Genomic DNA, 20,941 nt, shown 5'->3' with positions numbered 1-20,941 from the left:
GAGGACGGGGATCCGCAGGGGGATACAGGCTCACCAAACCCCGCACTCCACGTCGGTCCCGGCCCGGTTCGAAGCGAAAACCGCAGGAACCATAAGCTCATGGCCTCGTTGACGCACCAATTGGCGAACGCGCCGGCGGGACGTCTCGCCGCGCCGCATGGACTGCACCATGCCGGTTCGCGCATCCCTTTCGAACCAGAGGTTCCGATGCTGAAGAATTATGCTGCCGCCTCCGCGCTGGTCCTGGCGCTGTCGAGCCCCGCGCTCGCGCAGGGCGCCAACGACTTCCGCCTCCAGTCGATGCAGGCGAACGCCTTCGAGATCCAGTCCTCGCAGATCGCCCTGTCCAAGTCGCGCAACCCGCGGGTCCGGTCCTACGCCCAGGAGGCGATGCGTGACCACCGCGCCGCCAACGTGGCCCTGGCCGGCGGCCAGCCGGGTGCGATGGCCGGCGGCGACCCGGGCCTCGGCGGCCTGATCACCGCGCCGATCGCAGTGGCGGGCAGCGCTGTGGGTGCCGGTGTCGGCGCGGCGACGGGCGTCGTCGGCGGCACCCTGTCGGGCGGCCCGGTCGGCGGCCTCGAGGGCGCGGGTGCCGGCGCGGCGCGCGGCGCCGCGGCGGGCGGCCAGATCGGTCGCGGCGACGTGGCGGCCACGGGCGGCGCGACCATGGTGCAGCCGAACCCCGAGCAGCAGGCGATGCTGGCCGAGCTGTCGGCGACCCCGGCCGGGCCGCGCTTCGATCGTCTGTACGCGACCCAGCAGCTCCAGGCGCACCAGATGAGCATCGCCATGACTCAGGCCTACGCCCAGGGTGGCCCGAACCCGGCGCTGCGCAACTACGCGCAGCAGGCCCTGCCGGCCCTGCAGATGCACTACGACCACGCCCAGCGCCTGCCGGGCGCGATGTAAGCGGAATCCCGACAGCGAACGGCCCGGCCCACGCCGGGCCGGATGACCGGCGGCGGGTGCGAGCCCGCCGCCTTTTTCATGCCCGGTCCGCCCCGGTCAGCTGCAGGCGACCGCCGTGGGGAGGATCCGGCGGCCGGCCGTGTCGATGGCCGGGTGGAAATCGCCGGTTTCCGGCTGGCGCACGAGCAGCACGCCGTTGCCGATGCCGAAATGGGCGCCGTGGATCTGGAGCCGGCCGTCCGCGACCCGCTCGTTCACGAACGGGAAGGTCAGGAGGTTCTCCATGCTCTGGCTGACCATGGCGTGCTCCATCCGGGTCAGGTAGTCGGGCGCGCTGGAATCGCCCGCCTTCGCCTCGGCCGGCGCCACCAGCGACACCCACTTGCCGATGAAGTTGCCCGGCGAGAGCGGCTGCGCCTTGTTGGCGTAGGCCTTGATGCCCCCGCAGGTGGCGTGGCCGAGCACCACGATGTGCTTCACCTCCAGCGCCTGCACGGCGAACTCGATCGCCGCCGAGGTCCCGTGATAGTCGCCCCCGGTCTCGTAGATCGGCACGATGTTGGCCACGTTGCGGATCACGAACAGCTCGCCCGGCCCGGCATCGAAGATCGCCTCCGGCGCAACCCGGCTGTCACAGCAGCTGATCACCAGGATCTCCGGCGTCTGGGTCTCGGCGAGGTGGGCGAAGCGCTTCTGCTCGGACGGAAAGCGCCCCGACAGGAACGCCTGGTAGCCGTTGGTGAGGAACTCGGGAAACATGAACTCTCCTTGCCGTGCGGATGGCCGCGTCCGCGGAATCCGGCTCAATGATCGTGCCAAGTCAGAACGTGCGGCTCGCGGGGGATAGTCCCCGCCACGAGCGCGGCTGCCAGATCGGCCAGCCCGGCCGGCTCGACGTGCTCGCCGCTCGCCCGCAAGTCCTCCAGCGGCCACCACCGGGTGCCGATCACCGGGTTGTCCTCGGTCTCTGCGAGGCGGCTCGTGTCCACGCGGTCGTCGGGAAGGCGGACCAGGAAATAGCGCTCGCGGGCGTCCCGCGACTGGCGGAACAGGTGGAAGGGGCCGTCGCAGGCCGCGACCTGCGGGCCGATCTCAACGTCGCCGCGGCCGATCTCCTCCTCCAGTTCGCGCCGGCAGGCGGTGACGTGGTCCTCGCCCGGCTCCAGACCGCCGCCGGGCATGAACCAGAACCGCATGGGCTCGCCGTCCGGTCCACGCGCGTGGACCGAGGCGTAGGCGATCAGCAGGATCCGGTCCTGCGGATCGAGGACGATCGCCCGGGCGATGTGACGGATCGGAAGCGGAGTCGGGGTGCTCATGCGCCAGAGCTAGGGCGGGACGCGGGTGTCGGACACCGACACCGCGGCGCTTCGCGCGCGGCCGTGAGGTCACGAGAGGGGTCCCGGCCCCCGGAACGGGCCGGCCCGACCGCCGCCTCACCGCCATCCCGGGGCCGCGCAGGGGCAGCCGGGATCCCGATCCGCCGACGCGACGCGCCTCTGCGCCGGTGGTGATTCGGCCGTCCGGGCTCGCCTGCGGCGCCGCGGAACGGCGTCGATCCTCCCCTGAAGAGCCGTCACCGCCGGACGAGCGGTCACCCCCGGGCGCGGTCATCCGACGCGTCGCCTGCGGCGCGGCGACGGATTTCGGCCGTCGGACGAACGTGCGCAATTCGACGATCCGGCACGGGACCGATACTGTATTCAATCTCAAGAACCGCACTGACTCCGGAATATATTTGCTTATATATAATATTCGTGTTTACTCGAATCTGCGAAACAGGAACGGCCTATCCCAGGGAGGATGTCCGATGTCGCGCGTGTGGATCCCACCCAGTGCCGCCCTGATGCTCCTGATCGGGGCATCCGGCGCCTTCGCCATGCCGATGGGCGGCTCGTTCACGCTGCACTACGACGGCCAGAACATGCAGCCGATCGCGCCGGGCAAGATGAGGATCGAGGAGCGCGGCACCGGCATCAACAAGAGCCCGGGCCAGCCCCTCGACAACGCCCAGGTCACCATCGTGGAGACGGTGACGATGGAGAGCGGGCAGGGTCCGCTCAAGGGGACCATCACCTTCACCACGCCGAACGGAACGACGACCAGTCCCTATACGGGCCGGGTGACCACCGACGCCCTGGGGCGGGTCACCGCCGTGGGCGCGTTCAAGGTCGCCAAGGCGACGGGGGCGTTCGCAGGTCTGAAGGGCACCGGATCGTTCACCGCCGTCTTCGCGTCGCCCACGGACCAGACCACCCAGTGGCAGGGCGAGTTCAAGCCGCCACCGGCCCTGGCCTCGACGCGCTGAGGCGCGCCGGCCTCACGGGGTCGGCGGGGACGCCCGCACGGCCGGCGCCCAGATGACCACCGGCAGGCCCTCCCCGTCCCGTCCCGGCGGGTCGGGGAGGGGCCGCGCCCGTCCCGCGAGGATGTCACCCGCGACCACCAGCGCCGCCAGGGCGTCGAGGTGATCGTCCTCGGGGATGCCCCTGGCCCGGGCGTCGAGCAGCGCCGTCGGCAGCCCGGCCGCGGCGAGGAGCGCGCGCCGGAGGTCCAGGCCCTGCCGGGCCCGTCCCCCCTTCTTCGGCAGGCCGAGCGGCCGTTCGCCGTTGAGGGCATGGAACGCGACCTCCGGGTGCACCTCGTGGACCCGCCCGCGTGCCTCCGGGCGCTCCCGCAGGAGCGTGTCGACCGCGCGGACGTAGCGGAAGATGTTGTAGCCCTGGATCGAGGGCGCGAAGGGCGGGTCGCTGGCGGCCCGCGAGGCGGCCTTGGCGGCCGCGTAGTCGGGCGCGTAGACGGCGGCCCGCGGCGGCATCGGGAAGACCGAGGAGCGCGCCGGCCCGAGCAGGGCGCGCGCCGCCAGATCGGCCGCCCGGCCGCCGCCGAGAATCCGGTCGGGCAGGCCGATCGGTACGTCGATCCCGACGATCAGGGGCTGCTCCGGTGCGTCGAGGAGGGCGGCCACGTCGGGAAACAGGGCGCAGCGATGCCGGCCGGGATCGTCGAGGTCGATCAGCGCACCCGCCCAGGCGCCGCGGCATCCGTCCAGCCCCGCGACCCAGCGCGCCATCTCGCGTCCTCCGCCCCCGTGGCCCCCGGTCTTCTTGCCCCTGCGCGCGCGGAAAGCTATCCGCGTCGCGGCGGGCTCCGCCGCCCCGGGAGAAGCGTGATGAGCGAGATCCGTCCCCGCCGCAGCGTGCTGGCGATGCCCGGCTCCAACGCCCGCGCCCTGGTGAAGGCGCAAACCCTCCCCGCCGACGTGATCCTGATCGACCTCGAGGACGGCACGGCCCCGGACGCCAAGGCGGCGGCGCGCGCGCAGGTCGCCGCGGCGGTGGCCGCGCGCGGCTTCGGCCACCGGGAGGTGGTGGTCCGGATCAATCCGCCCGAGACCGAGGACGGCGAGGCCGACCTCGCGGCGCTCGCCCGGGCCGGCGCCGACGCGATCCTCGTGCCCAAGGTCCGCACCTCGGACACGCTGATCGCCGTCGGCTCCCGCCTGCGCCGCCTCGGCGCGCCGTCGGACACCCGGGTCTGGGCGATGATCGAGACCCCGCTGGCGGTGGTGAACGCCGCCGAGATCGCCGGCGCGGCCCGGGACGTGGACGGGCGGCTCTCGGCCCTGGTGATCGGCCCGAACGACCTGCTGAAGGCCGCCCGCATCCGGCCGCCGGGGCGGTCGGCCCTGGTGCCGTGGCTGATGACCGTGCTGGCCGCCGCCCGGGCCTACGAGATCGACGCGATCGACGGCGTGTTCACGGATCTCCGGGACGCGGCCGGCTTCGAGGCCGAGTGCGCGCAGGGCCGCGACCTGGGCTTCGACGGCAAGATGCTGATCCATCCGAGCCAGATCGATCCCGCCAACGCCGCCTTCGCGCCGGACGCCGAGGAGATCGCGCAGGCGCGGCGGATGCTCGACGTGTTCGACGCCCCGGAAAACCGCGCGCGCGGGGTCGTCGCGGTGGACGGCAAGATGGTCGAGCGCCTCCACGTCGAGGTGTCCCGGCGGACGCTCGCGATGGCCGAGGCGATCGCGCGGCTCGGCGCGTGAGCGGCCTGCGGGAGGTCGGCCTGCGGCTGCTGGATCCGCGGCTGCCGGGCTGGGGGTTTCCGCGCTGGGGCTCGTCGGCCGCCGCCGGCCTCGACCTGCACGCCTGCCTTGACGCGCCGCTGATCCTGCCGCCGCGGACCAAGGCGGCGCTGATCCCGGCGGGGTTCAGCGTGCTGATCCGCGATCCCGACTGGTGCGGGCTGATCCTCCCGCGCTCGGGCCGGGGTCACCGCGACGGCTTGGTGCTGGGCAACGGCACCGGCGTCATCGACGCGGATTACGAGGGTCCGCTGATGGTCTCCGCCTGGAACCGCGACGACGCGGAGCCGGCGCGGATCGAGCCGGGCGAGCGGATCGCCCAGCTCGTCTTCACCCGGATCGCCCGGCCGGCGCTGACCCTCCTGGACGGGCCGGCCGGCCCCGGCTCGGAGCGGGGCGCGGGCGGGTTCGGATCGAGCGGACGGTAGGGCGGCGCTCAGTCGAGGGTCTTGCCGAGACGCCCGGCCAGATCCTGGATGAACTGAAAGGCGGTGCGGCCCGAGCGCGAGCCGCGGGTGGTGGCCCATTCCAGCCCCTCGGCGCGCAGCTGCTCCGGCGGAACATCCAGGCCGTAGCGGTCGGCATAGGCGCGGATCATCCCCAGGTACTCGTCCTGGCTGCACTTGTGGAAGCCGAGCCAGAGGCCGAAGCGGTCCGAGAGCGAGACCTTCTCCTCCACGGCCTCGCCGGGATTGATCGCCGTCGAGCGCTCGTTCTCCACCATGTCGCGGGCGAGCAGGTGGCGCCGGTTCGAAGTCGCGTAGAACAGGACGTTGCCCGGTCGGCCCTCGATGCCGCCGTCCAGGGCGGTCTTCAGCGACTTGTACGAGGTGTCGTCCGCGTCGAAGGAGAGGTCGTCGCAGTAGACGAGCCAGCGGTGCGGGTCCGGCCGGAGCAGGGCCATCAGGTCCGGCAGCGCCTCGATGTCCTCGCGGTGGATCTCCACGAGCTTCATCGGCCGGCTGCCGGCGGGCCGGCGGGCGTTGATCTCCGCATGGGCCGCCTTGACCAGCGAGGACTTGCCCATGCCGCGGGCGCCCCACAGCAGGGCGTTGTTGGCCGGCAGGCCCCGGGCGAAGCGCTCGGTGTTCTCCACCAGGATGTCGCGCGCCCGGTCGATCCCGGTGAGCAGGCCCATCTCCACCCGCGCCACCTGCGGCACCGGGGTCAGCCGCCGCTCCGGCCCCCACAGGAAGGCGTCGGCGGCGTTCGGGTCGAAGGCCGGCGGGGCGGCGGGGGCCGCCCGCTCCAGGGCGGTGGCGATGCGCTCCAGGAGGGGCATCAGGGCGTCGAGGGTCGCGGGGCTCGTCATCGGATCGGGGGGTTCGCTTCCGGGTCGGTCAGGCCGCCGGTTCTACGGGGAAGATCCAGCGAAATCATCCGTGTCCCCATGCATGGCGCGGACCTTCCGAACGCGAACCCGCATCGGGCGTTGGATATCCCGGCAGGTCGAGCCACGCGCCCGCCGGGGAGCATCGATGGATACGGGGCCGACGATCCGGATCACCCAAGTCGCGGATTACGTCTTCACCGTCGATTTCGGCGCGGCCCTGCCGGCGCTCCTCACCGACGAGGCGCCGCCGATCGGCGGCGGGACCGGGCCCTTCCCCGAGCAGCTGCTGATCTCCGGCGTCGCCAACTGCCTCTGCGCCAGCCTCGTCTTCGCCCTGGGCAAGTTCCGCCAGGAGGCGCGCGGCGTCGCCGCCGAGGCGTCCTGCCGGGTGGAGCGCAACGCCGAGGGACGGCTGCGCGTCACCGGGATCGGCGTCCACATCCAGCTCGGGGCCGCGGCCGCCGAGATGCCGCGGATCGACCGGGTGATCGCGCAGTTCGAGCGGTTCTGCACCGTCTCGGAGAGCGTGAAGGCCGGGATCCCGGTGGCCGTCTCGGTGGCCGACCGCGACGGCACGCGCCTGAAATGACCGATGCGCCGGGGACAAATCGGCCGCCCGGCGCATTGCCGCAACATCAACCGGCCGCCGAAGCCGGACGAGGACACGCCATGACGGATCACACGCGAGAGCCCGCCCGCGCCCCCGAGGACCTGGCCGCCCTGTTCAACCGACGCGCCAATGCCGGCGACGTCGAGGGGCTCGTCGCCCTCTACCAGCCCGACGCGGTGGTGGCGGCGGGCCGCGTCGTCGCCACGGGCCACGCCGAGATCCGGAGCTTCTACACCGACCTGCTGGCGCGCAAATCCGACTTCCCGGCGCCGGAGACGCCGCCCCCCCTGCGCAACGGCGCGCTCGCCCTGACCTTCGCGCGGCTGCCCAACGGCGCGTTCTCGGTGGAGGTCGCCCGGGAGCAGCCCGACGGGACGTGGCTCTGGGCGATCGACCAGCTCAAGCTCGCGCCGCCGAAGGGCTGACGGGCGGCCCGGACGCTGCCGCGCGCTTGTCCCACCGGGCGCGATGCGGCAAAGCGGGGCCCGCGCGCCGACGCCGCGCAGAAGACCCGAGCCGACTCGATGCACGACATCCGCGCCATCCGGGACAACCCGGACGCCTTCGACCGCGACCTCGCCCGCCGGGGCCTCGCGCCGCTCTCGGCCGAGCTGATCGCCCTCGACGAGGCGCGGAAATCCTCGGTCTCGGCCGCGCAGGCCAACCAGGAGCGGCGCAACGCCCTGGCCAAGGAGGTGGGCGGCGCCAAGAAGGCCAAGGACGAGGCGCGCGCCGCCGCCCTGATGGTGGAGGTCGCGGCGCTGAAGGGCGCCGAGCCCGAGCTGAAGGCCGCGCAGGAGATGGCCGACAGGGCGCTGGCGGACCGACTCGCCGCGATCCCGAACCGGCCGAAGGCCGATGTCCCCGAGGGCGCGGACGAGCACGGCAACGTCCTCTACCGCAGCCACGCCGCCACCCGCGAGCGGCTGAACGCGGGGAAGGAGCATTTCGAGCTCGGCGAGGCTGCCGGGCTGATGGATTTCGAGGCGGCGGCCAAGCTGTCGGGCTCGCGCTTCGTGGTGCTGAAGGGTCAGCTCGCCCGGCTGGAGCGGGCCCTCGGCCAGTTCATGCTCGACCTGCACACGCAGGAGCACGGCTACCTGGAGGTGGCGCCGCCGATCCTGGTGCGGGACGCCGCCATGTTCGGCACGGCGCAGCTGCCGAAGTTCGAGGACGACCAGTTCTCGGTGTTCAAAGGGCTGGACGCAGTGAAGGCGCTGGAGACCGCGACGGATCCGGCGCCGGCCAACGCCGAGAAGTTCTGGCTCGTCCCCACCGCCGAGGTGCCGCTGACGAACCTCGTGCGCGAGGCGATCCTCCGCGAGGAGGAGCTGCCCCTGCGCTTCACCGCGCTCACGCCGTGCTTCCGCGCCGAGGCCGGGGCGGCGGGGCGCGACACCCGCGGCATGCTGCGCCAGCACCAGTTCAACAAGGTCGAGCTGGTCTCGATTACGACGCCGCAGGAATCCGCCAACGAGCACGAGCGGATGCTGACCTGCGCCGAGGCGGTCCTGAAGAAGCTGGATCTGCCCTATCGCGTCATGACGCTCTGCACCGGCGACATGGGCTTCGCCAGCCAGAAGACCTACGACATCGAGGTCTGGGTGCCGGGCCAGCGCACGCACCGCGAGATCTCGTCCTGCTCGGTCTGCGGCGACTTCCAGGCCCGGCGGATGAACGCCCGCTACCGGGGCAAGGACGGCAAGCCGGCCTATGTCCACACCCTCAACGGCTCGGGCGTGGCGGTCGGCCGCGCGCTCATCGCCGTGATGGAGAACTACCAGAACCCGGACGGGAGCATCACGGTCCCGTCGGTGCTCCACCCCTACATGGGCGGGCTCAACCGGATCGAGGGCACCCGCTGATGCGCATCCTGGTCACCAACGACGACGGCATCCACGCGCCGGGGCTCAGTACCCTGGAGGAGATCGCCCGGGAGCTGTCGGACGACGTCTGGGTCGTGGCGCCGGAGAGCGACCAGTCCGGCGTGTCCCACTCGCTCTCGCTCAACGACCCGCTGCGGCTGCGGCAGGTCTCGGAGCAGCGCTTCGCCGTGAAGGGCACCCCGTCGGACTGCGTGATCCTGGGCGTGCGCCACATCCTGGGGGATCACGGGCCGGACCTCGTCCTGTCGGGGGTCAACCGCGGCCAGAACGTCGCCGAGGACGTGACCTATTCGGGCACGATCGCGGCCGCCATGGAGGGGACGATCCTCGGCATCCGCTCCATCGCGTTGAGCCAGGCCTACGGCGTGGGCGGGCGCGGCGCGCTCAAGTGGGACTGCGCGCGGACGCACGGGCCGAAGGTCGTCCGCAAGATCCTGGAGACCGGGATCGAGCCCGGCATCCTGGTCAACGTGAACTTCCCGGACTGCGAACCGGCCGACGTGCAGGGCATCGCGGTGGCCGCGCAGGGCTTCCGCAACCAGGCGCTGCTGTCGATCGACGCCCGCGTCGACGGGCGCGGCAACCCGTATTTCTGGCTGGCCTTCGCCAAGGCCCGGTTCGAGCCGGGCCACGGCTCGGACCTCAAGGCCATCGCCGAGAAGCGGATCGCGGTGACGCCCCTGCGCCTCGACCTCACCGACGAGCCGACCCTGACGCGCTTCGCGCAGGCGTTCGCCGAGTGACCGATTTCGGCAGCCTGGAGGAGGCTGCCGGCAACGCCGCCTTCGTGATGGCGCTCCGGGGCAGGGGCCTGCGCGACACCGCGGTCCTGCGCGCCATGGAGCTGGTGTCGCGGGAGACGTTCGCGCCGCAGCAGCTTCGGGAGCACGCGCGACGGGACATCGCCCTGCCGCTGCCCTGCGGCGCCTCGATGACGGCGCCCGTCACGGTGGCGCTGATGCTCGCCCTGCTGCGGGTCGAGCCGGGCCAGCGCGTCCTGGAGATCGGCACGGGCTCCGGCTACGCCACCGCCCTGCTCGCCCGGCTGGGGGCCGGCGCGGTGCTCAGCCTGGAGCGCTATGGGACGCTCGCCGCGGACGCAGCGGCACGGCTCGCCCCCCTGTCCGAGGTGCACGTCGTCCAGGCCGACGGGCTCGCCCCGGAGTTGCCGGACGGGGGCTTCGACCGGATCCTGGTGCACGGCCGGGTACCGGACATCCCGCACCACTGGCGGGCCGCCCTCGAGCCCGGCGGCCGGCTGGTGACCGGCCTCGACGGCGACGGGTGCTGCCGGGTCGCCGTGCTGGCGACGCCGGAGGCGGATCCCGAGCCGGGCGCGCCGGTGCGGCTTGCCGCGCTAGTCCCGGGGCTGGGGCGGGTTCTCTGATGCCGCGGGCGGACGGCCGGACCGGCAGCGCCGTTTGGATCATGCCGCGGCGCGTAAAAAACGGTCGTGGGACCGTCACCCCGTCCGCCGCGCCGCCCGCCACAGGCGCCACAGGCGGCGCCAGCGCGGCAGCTCGACGGGCGTGTTGAGCGGATCGTAGGAGGCTCGCTCCATGGCGGCGAGGTACGGCTCCACCAGCGCCACCGGCAGGAACGCGGCGCTCGCCGAGGGCGCGATGCTCGGGCGCGCCGCCGCGAAGGCCTTGAGGTGCTGGCGGGCGAGGTCGCGCAGGTCGGCGCAGGCGCGCCGCAGGCCCGGCCCGCCGCGGCCGGTCACGATGTCCTCGCGGGTGACCCCGTAGCGGGCGAGCACGTCGGCCGGGAGATAGACTTGGCCGGAGCGGGCGTGCCAGGGCAGGGCGCGCAGGAGACCGGTGATCCCGTAGGCCACGCCGGCATGGCCGGCCGCGCCCGCGCCGCCCGGCTCGGCGCCGCTGCCGATCACGAGGCTCGCCAGCCGGAACAGGGCCGAGGCCGTCTCGCCGCAATACCCTTCGAGGTCGTTCACCCGCGGCATCGGATCCTCGTAGAGGTCGAACACGCGGGCATCGATCAGGTCGACGAAGGGTTGCCGCCCGAGGCGGTTCACGCGGATCGCCTCCTCCAGGGCGGCCGCCACCGGATTCGCGCGCACGTCGCCCCGCGCCTCGCCCTGGAGGGCGTCGCGCCACCATTGCAGGCGGATCTCGCCGGCCATGGGATTCGAGGCGGCCTCCCGCACCCGGGCGACGGTCAGGCTGAAGGCGTAGAGCGCGAAGAGGTGGGGCCTGGCGGCGGCCGGGGCGAACAGCGTCGCGTAGTAGCGGTCCGGGTCGCCGGCCCGCACGAGATCCTCGCAATGGGACTGCGCGAAGGCGAGTCCGGTCTCGGCCGTCCTGCCATCCGCCTCCGGCATCAGGCCACCGCGATCAGGGCGGCCGCGACCTTGCGGTTCTCGGCCACCAGGATGTTGTAGGTGCGGGCGGCCGCCCCGGTCTGCATCACGTCGAGGCCGACGCCGAAATCCTTGAGCCAGCCCCGCAGGGCGGGGTCGATCGCCGCGATGTCGAGGCCGGTGCCGACGAGCAGAAGCTCGATCCCCGCCGCCTCGGCCTGGACCGGGCGGAGCGCCGTGCGGTCGATCGCCCGGGGCTCCGTCACGTCCCAGGCGCGGACCCCCGTGGGCAGCATCAGGATCGAGCCGCGATGGGACATCCCGGCGAAGCGGAAGCCGCCATTGCCGTAGGTGTCGATGATGTGGCGCCCCGGCACGAAGCCGGACTCGAAGTTCTTGGGACTCGGCTGATCGGCCATCTGGGGAAAAAGACTACTCCGCCGGTTGCGGGACGCCCGACCGCTCGGCCGCCGCGCGGGCGCCCGAGAGCATCAGCCCCAGGTAGATCAACACCGGCGTCGAGACGAAGATCGCCGAGTAGGTGCAGATCACGACGCCGCAGAGCATCACCACGGCGAAGCCCTTGATCGCCTCGCCGCCGAACAGCACGAGCGCCAGGAGCGACAGGGACGACGAGATCGACGTCATCACGGTGCGCGACATGGTCGAGTTGATCGACAGGTTGAGCAGGTCGACGGTGGGGATCGTCTTGTACCGGCGCATCAGCTCGCGGGTCCGGTCGAACACCACCACGGTCTCGTTGAGCGAGTAGCCGACGATCGTCAGGATCGCGGCGATCGACGTCATGTTGAACTCGATCCGGGTGATGATGAACACGCCGACCGTCAGCACGATGTCGTGGAGGGTGCCCACGATGGCGCCGAGGGCCAGTTCCCGCTCGAAGCGGAACCAGAGGTAGAGCAGCACGGCCACGACCGAGAGCACGACGCCGAGCGTGCCGGACTGCACGAGTTCGCCGGAGACGCGCGGGCCGACGGTCTCGGTGCGGCGGAAGTCGTAATCCTTGTCGAAGGCGGCGTGCGCCTTGTTCATCACCGCCGTCTGGCCCTGCTCGCCGGGCTGGAGGGGCAGGCGGACCAGCACAGTGCCCTGGTTGCCGAGTTCCTGCACCTCGGGCTCGCCGAAGCCGAAGCCCGCGGCCGTGTGCCGGATCGACGCCACGTCGGCGGTACCGGACTTCGCCTGCAGCTCGACCAGGGTGCCGCCCTTGAAGTCGATGCCGAAATTCAGGCCGATCGTCAGGAACAGCGCCACGGTCGCGAGCGACAGCGCCGCCGAGAGCGGGAAGGTGAAGCGCCGGAATCGCATGAAGTCGAAATGCGATTCATCGGGCCAGAGGCGGAGCAGGCGCATGGTCGTGTCTCTTCTACCGGAGCCGCGACGCGGGAAGCCGGGGCGCGGCTCCCCTCTCCCGTTCGGGAGAGAGGTCTGTCGCGCCACACGCGCTTCCCGTGTCGCCCCTCCAAAAACTCAGAACGGCAGGGCCTTCGGCCGGAAGGTCTTGTACCACACCGCGATCATCATGCGGGTCAGCGTCACCGCGGTGATGACCGTGGTCAGGATGCCGAGGATGAAGACCACGGCGAAGCCCTTCACCGGGCCCGAGCCGAGGAAGAACAGGATCAGGGCGGCAATCGCCATGGTCGAGTTCGAGTCGATGATCGTGGCGAAGGCCCGGTCGAAGCCCGCCTGGAGCGCCGAGATCAGGGAGCGGCCGGCATGGCTCTCCTCGCGCATGCGCTCGTAGATCAGCACGTTGGAATCGACCGCCGTGCCGATCGTGAGCACGATGCCGGCGATGCCCGGGAGCGTCATGGTCGCCTCCAGCACCGACATCAGGCCCAGGATCAGCCCGACGTGGACGATCAGGGCGATGTTGGCGATGAAGCCGAACGTCCCGTAGGTCGCGAACATGAAGGCGACCACCAGGCCCGCCGCCACCAGGGTCGCGAGCTTGCCGGCCTCGATGGAGTCGCGGCCGAGGCCCGGGCCGACCACGCGGCGCTCGACCACGGTGAACTTCGCCGGCAGGGCGCCGGCCCGCAGCAGGACCGACAGGTCGTTGGCCTGCTGGACGGTGAAGTTGCCGGTGATCTGGCCGGAGCCGCCCGTGATCGCCGAGCGGATCACCGGGGCCGACACGACCTCGTTGTCGAGCACGATCGCCATGCGCCGGCCGACATTCTCCGAGGTCGCCTGCCCGAAGCGCTGCGCGCCGCGGAGGTTGAACTTGAAGCTCACCATCGGCTCGTGGGACTGCTGGTCGAAGGCGGGCTGCGCGTCGGTCAGTTCGCCGCCGTCGGCCATCACCCGGCGCTCGACCGGGACCTTGGCGCCCTTCTCGTCCTTGGAGGGCAGCATGTCGACGTCGCCCGAGGGGCTGTCGGCGAGCATGCGGAACTCGAGCTTGGCGGTGGAGCCGAGGAGCCGCTCGAGCCGCTCGGGGTTCTGCTCGCCCGGGACCTGGATCAGGATCCGGTCGGCGCCCTGCTGCTGGATCGACGGTTCGGTCGTGCCGGTGGAATCGAGGCGGCGCCGGATGACCTCGATGCCCTGGCTCACGGCCCGGCGGGTGCGGTCGGTGATGCCGGCATCGGTGAGCGTCAGGCGGAGCACGCCGCCGGGCTGCTCGGCGATGTCGAGGGTGCGGGCGGCGGTCTGGCCGAGGGACGTGGTGATCGGCTGCGACAGCTCCTGGAGCTTCGGTAGCACCTTGGCACGGGCCGCGTCGTCCGCGACCTTCACCTGGACGCCGCGCTGGAGCAGGCCGATGCCGCCGTCGGCGCGGACGTTCTCCTGCTGGAGCACCCGGCGCACGTCGTCGCGCAGGGCCTTGGCCTGAGAGGCGATCAGCTCGTTCTGGTCGACTTCGAGCAGGAGCTGCGAGCCGCCCTGCAGGTCGAGGCCGAGGACGATGGCGCGGGTCGGCACGACCCAGCTGGGGAACCAGGAGGGCAGGCTGGCGACGAACCCCTTGCGCTGCTCCGGCGAGAAGAAGCTCGGCACGGCGAGCATCAGGCCGATCAGGATCAGGCCCAGCGTCGCGATGATCTTCGCACGGGAGAAGCGCAGCATGGGCCGTCTTTTTCTCTTGTGGGCCGGCGCGTTACGCCGGCCGGTTCAAACGCGGGTTCAGGCGGCCTTCACCGAGCCCTTGGCCCGGACCTCGGAGATCATCGACCGGACCACCCGCACGCGGACGTTGGGGGCGATCTCCACCTCGATCTCGGCCTGGTCGTCCGCCGCCTTGGTCACACGACCGACGAGGCCGCCATTGGTGACGACCGTGTCGTCCCGGCGCACGGACTTCAGCAGCGTCTGGTGATCCTTGACCCGCTTCTGCTGCGGCCGCAGGATCAGGAAGTACATGATCACGAAGATCAGGACGAACGGGACCACCTGAAAGGCGATCTCCGCTCCGCCAGCGGCCGTACCGGCCGCTTGCGCGAAGGCGGGGGTGATCAACGAGCGTCTCCTGCGAATGGCGCACGGATCTGCCACCGGTTTTCGGCGTGGGCAGACCTGTCGAAAAGCGCGCGGACTATAGCCAGGGGCTTCCCGAAAGCAACGTCGAAGCGACGCTCTTGCGTGGCGGCGTCAGAGAAGGGCGCGAACCGCCCCCGCAAAGGCCGCAGGTGCCTCCTGCGGGACGTTGTGGCCCACCCCCGCGACGATCTCACGCCGGTACGGCCCGCCGAAGCGGCGCGCATCCGTGTCGGTGGCGGGCGGCGGGGTGACACCGTCATCGGCACCCAGCAGCACGATCGCCGGCACGGGGATCACCGGCTGCCCCGCCAAGCGGGCTTCGATGTCGACCAGCGCCGGATCGCTCGGCACGAGGCCGAAGCGGTGGCGATAGGAATGCACCACCACGTCGACGAAGTCGGGGTTGTCGAAGGATCGCGCGGTCTCCGCGAAGGTCGCGGCGCCGAAGCCCCAACTCGGCGACCAGAGGTGCCAGAGCAGATGGCAGAACGCGTCCCGATTCTCGGCGAGGCCGGCGCGGCCGCGCTCGCTATGGAGATAGTACTGATACCAGAGGCGCTGTTCGGCCTCCGGCGCGGCGGGCCGCCCGGCGGCCGGTAGGTTCTGGATGTTGTAGCCGACGCCGCAGCTCACGAGCCCCGCGGAGCGGTCCGGCCAGAGCGCCGAGACCACGCAGGCGGCCCGCCCGCCCCAATCGTAGCCGGCGAGTACCGCGCGCTCGATCGCGAGGGCGTCCAGGAACGCCAGGAGGTCGGCGCCCAGCGCCGCCTGCTCGCCGGAACGCGGGGTCGCCCCGTCGCGGAACCGCGTCGGTCCGTAGCCGCGCAGGTACGGGACGAGGCAGCGCACCCCGGCCTCCGCCAGCAGCCGGGCCGCCGCCGTGCAGGCGTGGACGTCGTACGGGAAGCCGTGGAGCAGCACCGCGGGCGGCCCGTCCGGCGGCCCGAGCTCCAGGTAGGCGACGTCCAGTACGCCGGCCTGCACGCGCTTCATGGAGGGCTCCCGCATCGGTCCGGCGCGGATCTTACGCGCAACGCCGCGCAATTGCCGCATGGCCGCCCCGGTGCCCTTGCCGGCGCCCCCGCGCGCCCGATCTCCCGAGCGGTGAAGAAGCGTGACGGTGGAGAGACATGGGCCTGCTCGACAGCGCGAAGTCCCTGATCGGCGACGTGGTCGCGGCGACCGACCGGGCCCTGGAGGGGGTCGGGAGCGGCAAGCTCGCCATGGCCATGGCCAAGTTCTACCCCGGCGGGCTCGCGGCGTTCCTCGACAGGCTGCGCGACGCCGGGCACGGAGCCGCCGTCGGATCCTGGCTGTCGGCGGGGGAGCGTCAGGCCATCCCGGCCTCGGCCATCGCGGCGTGCCTGCCCGAGGCGGTGACCGAACGCCTCGCCTACGACCTCAGCGTGCCGCACGGGCGCGTCGCGACGGTGCTGGCGGAGTTCCTCCCGGCGGCGGTCGCGGCCCAGAGCGAGAACGGGCAGCTGAAGCCGCAGCCGAACTTCAGCACGCAGGTCCACTGAGGGCGCCGGCCGATCCACTCCTCGCCGGGGCTGCGCGCCCTAGATCACGGCGGACACAACCACGGGGTACGCGGATGAGCCTGCTCGATTCCCTCGGCGGATCGCTGGGGCAGATGGCGCTGAAGGCGCTGCCCGGTCTCATCCAGCAGGTGCTGCCCGGCGGCCTGAACGCGCTGCTCGATCAGCTTCGCCGCTCGGGCTACGAGAGCCAGGTCAATTCCTGGCTCGGCCGCGGGCCGAACGCGCCGATCACCGCCGACGACCTGCGCAAGGTCCTCGACAACGAGCAGGTGCGCCAGATGGCGCAGAAGCTCGGCATTCCGATGGACCAGCTCTTCCCGACGCTGGCCGAGGCATTGCCGACGGTGGTGGACCATCACAGCCCGGACGGGACGCTGCAGGCGCCCAAGGTGTAGGGCGGCAGATCACCGGCGCCTCACCGGCGGCCCACGAAAAAAGGCGGCCCCTCTCGGGGCCGCCTCGCGTTCCGGGTCGCCCGCGCCGCTCAGTTGCTGGCGAGCTGGGACATCGGGTCCACGGGCGAGCCGCCCTTGCGGATCTCGAAGTGCAGCTGCGGCGAGGTCACGTTGCCCGAGGCGCCGGACTTCGCGATGGTCTGGCCGCGCTTGACCTTGTCGCCGGGCTTCACGTCCAGTTCGCCGTTGTGGGCATAGGCCGAGACGAAGCCGTTGGCGTGGCGCACGAGCACGAGCTTGCCGTAGCCCTTCACGTCGGAGCCGGCATACGCCACCGTGCCTTCCTCGGCCGCCTTGACGGGCGTGCCCTCCGGCACCGCGATGTTGATGCCCTCGTTGCCGGAGCTGCCGTAGCCCGAGATCACCCGGCCCTTGGCGGGCCAGCGGAAGCTCTCCGACGCCGCGGCCTCGGCCACCGAACCCGTGGCGGCGGGCTCGGACTTCGCCGGCGCGGCGGACGCCACGGGGGCGGCCTTCGGCGACTCCTTGGCGGCGACCTTCTCGGTCTTCTCGGCGGCAGCCGCCTTCTGCGCGGCCTCCTTGGCGGCCTTCGCCTCGGCGAGCTTCTGGGCGGCCTCGGCCTTCGCGGCCGCCTTCGCCTCGGCCTTGGCCTCCTGAGCCTTCGCGTCGGCCTTGGCCTTCGCCTCCGCCTTGGCCCGCGCCTCGGTCTTCACCTCGGCCTTCGCCTCAACCCTGGCTTCCGCCTTCTTCTCGTCGGCCTTCTTGTCGTCAGCCTTGGCGACCTGTCCGGGACGCACGTGCCGGGGCTTGTCGCCCTCCTTCACCGAAGCCTCCTTGGACTTCGCGTCGGCGACCTTCCGGGCGGCGGCGTCGCGGGCGAGGGCCTCCTTGCGATCGGTCTCCTTGGCGGCGGCGACACGCTTGGCGGCCTCGTCGCGCTTCGCCGCTTCCTTGGCCGCCTCCTTGGCGGCTTCCTTGGCGTCCTCGCGCTTGGCCGCCTCCTTGGCGTCCTCGCGCTTGGCGGCGATCTTGGCCTCGACCTGCTTGGCGTCCTCGCGCTTCTCCTCCGCCGCCCGGGCGGGGCGAGCGGTCATGGGGGCCGCGGCCGGATTCATGCCGGAGGCGTTGTAGACCGGGATCACGATCTGCCGACCGGGGGTGATCTGGCTCGCGCTGGTCAGTCCGTTGGCGGACAGGATCGCGGACGCCGGCACGCCGAAGCGGGTCGACATCTGGTTCAGGCTGTCGTTCTGCGAGACGGTGATCTGCGTGCCGCCCTGCGCGTTCCAGCCGACCGTGCCGGTCGAGGCGACGCGGGTGACCGGGCCGGCGGCATGGGTCTGGGCCTGGCTCTGGGCCGCGGCCGGTCCCGCCGCGGCGGCGCGCGGGGTCGAGGGCGGGCTCAGCGCCTCCGACTGGATGCGGCCGGTGCGGACCGTCGGGACGGGCTTGAGGCTGCCGTCCGGCAGGCTGCCGGTGGCGGACGGCTCCGAAGCGAAGGGATTCGAGAAGGGGTTGCTCAGCCGCGAGGCGTCCGAGGAACAGGCGGCGGCCCCCCCGCCGATGATGCCGATGAGGGCGAAGCGCGAGAGCGTCCGCAACATCTGACCCGTACCGCGCACCCGCATCGACGCACCCGTTTGCCTGACGCAACTTGATGCCCCAATGAAGACGGATTCAGGTTAAGCAACCGTTCCCGTCCCGCAGGTCTGCGACCCTGACGCGAAGGAACGGCGGGTGTTTTCGCGTGTCGTCGGGGATGACCGGGGTGGTCGGGTTCGTGCCTTCCCCGTCCGGGCCGGCACCCCACATCGGGAGGATGTTTACCATCCGCGCCGCCCGCGACAGCCTCTCCGACATGCCCGGGATCGAGACGGGCCGCCTGTCGATCGCCGCGCTGCGGCCCGAGGATGCGCAGGCCCTGCGTCGGCTCACGGACGACCCCGCGATCACCGCCGCCGTGGATTTCCTGCCGACGCCGTTCACGCTGCAGGATGCCGAGGATCTGATTCGCAGCGGCGCGCGCGGCCAGGACCGCTTCCTCGGTGCCTGGCGGCGGGCCACCGCGGAGGACGCCGCGCAGGGCTCGTCCGGGCGCGAACTGGTGGGCGTGGTGGGCACGCACCTGCGGGGCGCGGGCGTGATCGAGATCGGCTACTGGATCGGCGGCGCCGCCCGGGGGCGCGGCTACGCCTTCGAGGCGCTCTCGGCGATCATCGAGGCGCTGCGACAGCGCTTCCCGGCGCGCACCCTCGTGGCGGAGTGCCGCCCGGCCAACGTCGCCTCCTGGGGCCTGCTCCTCAAGCTCGGCTTCCGCGACACCGGCGAAGACGGCCACCGCCCGGGTCGGCGCCTGCTCCGGCGGGATTGAGCCGCGGCCGGCCTCCCTCAGGCCGCCACGATCGCCGCGGCGGCGGCGGCCTCCGCGGCCACGTGGCGCTGCTGCCGCCTGCGCCGCGGGCTGAGCATCATCGGCCCATCGTCGCCGGATGCGCGCTCGGCGAGGGCGAAGCCGTGCAGCGCCTCCACGGAACAGCCGCCGGATTGACCGTCCTGGGACTGCGCCTCGATCAGGGCCAGGAAGGCCGCACGCACGATCGCCTTCTTGGAGGCCTCCGGGTGTTTCTCCCGCAGGGCGGCGCGCAACGCCTTCGCGGTCATCCCCGGCACGGCGAGGCGGCGAAGCGCGACCGAAAGAACCTCAACCGACACCATGCGCGTCAACCCCGACCCGGGCGGCGCCGGTACACCGCCAAGATTACATGATGTCGCGCGGTCGATGCAAGAACCCGGAAAGATTCGCGCCGGAACGGTCGGCGGTAGACCCGCGACGTTCCAAGTTTATCCGCAACATAATGATCGGTCAGTATTCCAATATACGTACCGTCAGGCTTACAATATTCGCCACCGGACTCGGATCCCGGCGGCACGAACGAGAAAGCCCCCGGCGCGAGGCCGAGGGCTTCCACGATCCGGCCCGGCGGCCGGAACCTGCGTGACCGTCAGAACGTGATGCCGGTCTCGACCATGTAGCGGTCCTGGGAGGTGCGGTTGCCCGCCCGGCCGAAGCCCGTGCCGGGGATCAGCAGCCCCTCGTCGGTGATGGCGGCGCGGGTGATGCCGCCGAGTTCGACGTGGGCGTACTCGACCCGGAAGAAGAAGCGGTCGAACGTGAAGGTCGGCGTGACCGTGAACGAGAAGGCGTTGCTGCCGGGGCCGAAGCCCAGCAGGTTGGGCGTGGTACCGCCGCGCACGCCGGTCTGCTCCGTGTACTCGATGCGGCCCGCGATGGAGAAGTTGTCGGTGAACGAGTAGGCGGCCAGGAGGGCGCCGCCGTAGGTCGACGCGGAGGCGTTGATGCCCACGCGGGGATCGCGCTCGACGTTGGTGAACTGGAAGTAGGGCGAGACGATCCAGGGACCGTTCGCGTAGGTGTAGTTGATGTCGAAGATGCCGCTGTTCTGCTGGAAGCCCGGGGTGGCGAACTGGTAGCGCGGGCTGCGGGCGAAGGCGTTGGTCCGGCCGAGGTTCAGGCCGCCGTTGACGCCGATCGTGTTGAAGTCGTCGAGCTTGTAGGCGACGTTGCCGGTGAACCACGTGATCTCGTTGGAGAAGAAGCCGTCCGTTCCGGCCAGCGACACCGAGAGCGGGCCGCTGCTGTAGTTGATCTGCACGCCCTGGTTGATGAAGTTTTCCTGCACGAACAGGAGGCCGCGGTTGATGTTCAAGTTCTGATAGGTGAACAGCAGCTCGGTGCCGATGAGGGTGAACATCCGTCCGCCCTGGACCGACCACTCATCGTTGATCTGGATCTTGCCGAAGGCGACGGGAACCGGGCCGAACAGCAGGTCCGTCTGGGTGAACGTCCCGAGGGTCGGGAAGCCGAGCTGCGGGATCGAGTAACCGCCCGCCTGCACGTAGAACTGGAAGGCGCCCTCGGGCTTCTGGATGACGCCCTGGATGTTCGAGAAGTCGAACCGCGCGGCACGGTCCCGGTCGTTCGGAGCGGCCGGCGTCGAGAACGACGCGAACGGGTTGGTCTGCGTGTAGCCGTAGCCGGTCACGGCGCCGCCCACGTAGAGGTCGCCGAGCGGGCCGGCGGCGAAGCAGGTCGGGTTCGGGTTGGCCTTGATGAGGCCGCCGAACGTCGGGCCGAGGAGCGTGGCCTTGCAGGGCTCGGCCGGGGGCGGCACCGGCACCGGGGCGGGGGCTGCCAGATCGGCCGCGAGAATGCTGGTCGAGGACAGCATCACGGCGGCGAGGCCGGTGAGGGTGGATCGCGTCAGCATGGTTCGCAGCTCGTTCGGGTTCGTCTACCGC

At 71.7% G+C, this 20,941-nt stretch carries 25 protein-coding genes; 12 read left to right on the top strand and 13 right to left on the bottom strand.

Annotated features, from left to right (window positions below; genetic code table 11):
- The first annotated feature begins 207 nt into the window (after nucleotides 1–207).
- The gene (locus tag MFF58_RS11815; protein ID WP_238287522.1) at nucleotides 208–912 is read left to right on the top strand and encodes a DUF4142 domain-containing protein; all 705 of its coding nucleotides are present in this window, start codon (nucleotides 208–210) and stop codon (nucleotides 910–912) included.
- 96 nt (nucleotides 913–1,008) lie between these two features.
- Here MFF58_RS11815 and MFF58_RS11810 read toward each other — a convergent pair whose 3' ends face one another.
- Both MFF58_RS11810 and MFF58_RS11805 read right to left on the bottom strand, forming a co-directional pair.
- Nucleotides 1,009–1,671 (bottom strand): carbonic anhydrase, encoded by a 663-nt coding sequence (locus MFF58_RS11810; protein ID WP_238287519.1) that lies wholly within the window; start codon nucleotides 1,669–1,671, stop codon nucleotides 1,009–1,011.
- A 44-nt stretch (nucleotides 1,672–1,715) separates the two neighbouring features.
- Nucleotides 1,716–2,231: an NUDIX hydrolase gene (locus MFF58_RS11805; protein WP_238287518.1), complete on the bottom strand. Its 516-nt coding sequence runs from the start codon at nucleotides 2,229–2,231 to the stop codon at nucleotides 1,716–1,718.
- Between the two features lie 491 nt (nucleotides 2,232–2,722).
- Here MFF58_RS11805 and MFF58_RS11800 point away from each other — a divergent pair, with 491 nt between their 5' ends.
- The gene (locus MFF58_RS11800) at nucleotides 2,723–3,220 is read left to right on the top strand and encodes a hypothetical protein (protein ID WP_238287516.1); all 498 of its coding nucleotides are present in this window, start codon (nucleotides 2,723–2,725) and stop codon (nucleotides 3,218–3,220) included.
- Nucleotides 3,221–3,232: 12 nt separating this feature from the next.
- Here the strand turns inward: MFF58_RS11800 and MFF58_RS11795 are convergent, their stop codons facing one another.
- Nucleotides 3,233–3,985, bottom strand: a complete 753-nt coding sequence (locus MFF58_RS11795) for a DUF429 domain-containing protein (protein ID WP_238287514.1) — start codon at nucleotides 3,983–3,985, stop codon at nucleotides 3,233–3,235.
- A gap of 99 nt (nucleotides 3,986–4,084) precedes the next feature.
- On the opposite strand from MFF58_RS11795, the gene MFF58_RS11790 reads away from it, so the two are divergent.
- Nucleotides 4,085–4,966 (top strand): HpcH/HpaI aldolase/citrate lyase family protein, encoded by an 882-nt coding sequence (locus tag MFF58_RS11790; protein WP_238287512.1) that lies wholly within the window; start codon nucleotides 4,085–4,087, stop codon nucleotides 4,964–4,966.
- Nucleotides 4,963–5,433 (top strand): dUTP diphosphatase, encoded by a 471-nt coding sequence (dut, locus tag MFF58_RS11785; protein ID WP_238287510.1) that lies wholly within the window; start codon nucleotides 4,963–4,965, stop codon nucleotides 5,431–5,433. Before MFF58_RS11790 ends, dut begins: the two co-directional genes overlap by 4 nt.
- Nucleotides 5,434–5,441: 8 nt before the next feature.
- On the opposite strand, the gene MFF58_RS11780 is transcribed toward dut, so the two are convergent.
- Nucleotides 5,442–6,317 (bottom strand): ATP-binding protein, encoded by an 876-nt coding sequence (locus tag MFF58_RS11780; protein WP_238287508.1) that lies wholly within the window; start codon nucleotides 6,315–6,317, stop codon nucleotides 5,442–5,444.
- 166 nt (nucleotides 6,318–6,483) lie between these two features.
- On the opposite strand from MFF58_RS11780, the gene MFF58_RS11775 reads away from it, so the two are divergent.
- From MFF58_RS11775 to MFF58_RS11755, 5 genes are all read left to right on the top strand, one after another.
- Nucleotides 6,484–6,927, top strand: a complete 444-nt coding sequence (locus MFF58_RS11775; RefSeq protein ID WP_149310873.1) for an OsmC family protein — start codon at nucleotides 6,484–6,486, stop codon at nucleotides 6,925–6,927.
- Between the two features lie 80 nt (nucleotides 6,928–7,007).
- Nucleotides 7,008–7,373: a Cif family virulence factor gene (locus MFF58_RS11770; protein WP_238287506.1), complete on the top strand. Its 366-nt coding sequence runs from the start codon at nucleotides 7,008–7,010 to the stop codon at nucleotides 7,371–7,373.
- 99 nt (nucleotides 7,374–7,472) lie between these two features.
- Complete coding sequence (serS, locus tag MFF58_RS11765; protein WP_238287505.1) at nucleotides 7,473–8,813, top strand: serine--tRNA ligase; 1,341 nt, start codon at nucleotides 7,473–7,475, stop codon at nucleotides 8,811–8,813.
- Entirely contained in the window at nucleotides 8,813–9,577 is a 765-nt protein-coding gene (gene surE, locus MFF58_RS11760) for a 5'/3'-nucleotidase SurE (protein WP_238287504.1), read from the top strand. The genes serS and surE overlap by 1 nt, the downstream gene beginning before the upstream one ends.
- Nucleotides 9,574–10,221 carry a protein-L-isoaspartate O-methyltransferase family protein gene (locus MFF58_RS11755; protein ID WP_238287502.1) on the top strand — a complete coding sequence of 216 codons (648 nt, stop codon included), beginning with the start codon at nucleotides 9,574–9,576 and terminating at the stop codon, nucleotides 10,219–10,221. The genes surE and MFF58_RS11755 overlap by 4 nt, the downstream gene beginning before the upstream one ends.
- A gap of 75 nt (nucleotides 10,222–10,296) precedes the next feature.
- Here MFF58_RS11755 and MFF58_RS11750 read toward each other — a convergent pair whose 3' ends face one another.
- The 6 genes from MFF58_RS11750 to MFF58_RS11725 all read right to left on the bottom strand — a co-directional run bounded on the left by MFF58_RS11750 (nucleotide 10,297) and on the right by MFF58_RS11725 (nucleotide 15,654).
- Nucleotides 10,297–11,175 (bottom strand): phytoene/squalene synthase family protein, encoded by an 879-nt coding sequence (locus MFF58_RS11750; protein ID WP_238287501.1) that lies wholly within the window; start codon nucleotides 11,173–11,175, stop codon nucleotides 10,297–10,299.
- Nucleotides 11,175–11,573, bottom strand: a complete 399-nt coding sequence (locus MFF58_RS11745) for an Mth938-like domain-containing protein (RefSeq protein ID WP_238287499.1) — start codon at nucleotides 11,571–11,573, stop codon at nucleotides 11,175–11,177. The genes MFF58_RS11750 and MFF58_RS11745 overlap by 1 nt, the downstream gene beginning before the upstream one ends.
- 13 nt (nucleotides 11,574–11,586) lie before the next feature.
- Nucleotides 11,587–12,528, bottom strand: coding sequence for a protein translocase subunit SecF (secF, locus tag MFF58_RS11740; protein WP_238287498.1), 942 nt, complete (start codon nucleotides 12,526–12,528; stop codon nucleotides 11,587–11,589).
- Between the two features lie 117 nt (nucleotides 12,529–12,645).
- Nucleotides 12,646–14,250, bottom strand: coding sequence for a protein translocase subunit SecD (gene secD / locus MFF58_RS11735; protein WP_238287497.1), 1,605 nt, complete (start codon nucleotides 14,248–14,250; stop codon nucleotides 12,646–12,648).
- A gap of 57 nt (nucleotides 14,251–14,307) precedes the next feature.
- Nucleotides 14,308–14,640, bottom strand: a complete 333-nt coding sequence (yajC, locus tag MFF58_RS11730) for a preprotein translocase subunit YajC (RefSeq protein ID WP_238287496.1) — start codon at nucleotides 14,638–14,640, stop codon at nucleotides 14,308–14,310.
- A 132-nt stretch (nucleotides 14,641–14,772) separates the two neighbouring features.
- On the bottom strand, nucleotides 14,773–15,654 hold the full coding sequence (locus MFF58_RS11725; protein WP_238287493.1) for an alpha/beta fold hydrolase: 882 nt from the start codon (nucleotides 15,652–15,654) through the stop codon (nucleotides 14,773–14,775).
- Nucleotides 15,655–15,791: 137 nt separating this feature from the next.
- Between MFF58_RS11725 and MFF58_RS11720 the strand changes: the two genes are divergently transcribed.
- Nucleotides 15,792–16,184, top strand: a complete 393-nt coding sequence (locus MFF58_RS11720) for a YidB family protein (protein ID WP_238287491.1) — start codon at nucleotides 15,792–15,794, stop codon at nucleotides 16,182–16,184.
- Nucleotides 16,181–16,600: a YidB family protein gene (locus MFF58_RS11715; RefSeq protein ID WP_373323337.1), complete on the top strand. Its 420-nt coding sequence runs from the start codon at nucleotides 16,181–16,183 to the stop codon at nucleotides 16,598–16,600. Before MFF58_RS11720 ends, MFF58_RS11715 begins: the two co-directional genes overlap by 4 nt.
- A gap of 89 nt (nucleotides 16,601–16,689) precedes the next feature.
- Here the strand turns inward: MFF58_RS11715 and MFF58_RS11710 are convergent, their stop codons facing one another.
- Nucleotides 16,690–18,249, bottom strand: a complete 1,560-nt coding sequence (locus MFF58_RS11710) for a peptidoglycan DD-metalloendopeptidase family protein (protein ID WP_238287488.1) — start codon at nucleotides 18,247–18,249, stop codon at nucleotides 16,690–16,692.
- 191 nt (nucleotides 18,250–18,440) lie between these two features.
- Here MFF58_RS11710 and MFF58_RS11705 point away from each other — a divergent pair, with 191 nt between their 5' ends.
- The gene (locus MFF58_RS11705) at nucleotides 18,441–18,992 is read left to right on the top strand and encodes a GNAT family N-acetyltransferase (protein ID WP_238287486.1); all 552 of its coding nucleotides are present in this window, start codon (nucleotides 18,441–18,443) and stop codon (nucleotides 18,990–18,992) included.
- Nucleotides 18,993–19,009: 17 nt separating this feature from the next.
- Here MFF58_RS11705 and MFF58_RS11700 read toward each other — a convergent pair whose 3' ends face one another.
- Nucleotides 19,010–19,336, bottom strand: coding sequence for a hypothetical protein (locus MFF58_RS11700; RefSeq protein ID WP_238287485.1), 327 nt, complete (start codon nucleotides 19,334–19,336; stop codon nucleotides 19,010–19,012).
- Nucleotides 19,337–19,623: 287 nt separating this feature from the next.
- Nucleotides 19,624–20,910 (bottom strand): outer membrane beta-barrel protein, encoded by a 1,287-nt coding sequence (locus MFF58_RS11695; protein WP_238287483.1) that lies wholly within the window; start codon nucleotides 20,908–20,910, stop codon nucleotides 19,624–19,626.
- Between the last annotated feature and the right edge of the window lie 31 nt (nucleotides 20,911–20,941).

The sequence above is a fragment of the Methylobacterium longum genome (assembly GCF_022179385.1).
GTDB classification, from domain to species: Bacteria; Pseudomonadota; Alphaproteobacteria; order Rhizobiales; family Beijerinckiaceae; genus Methylobacterium; species Methylobacterium longum.
This window is presented reverse-complemented; position numbering and strand designations above follow the sequence as displayed.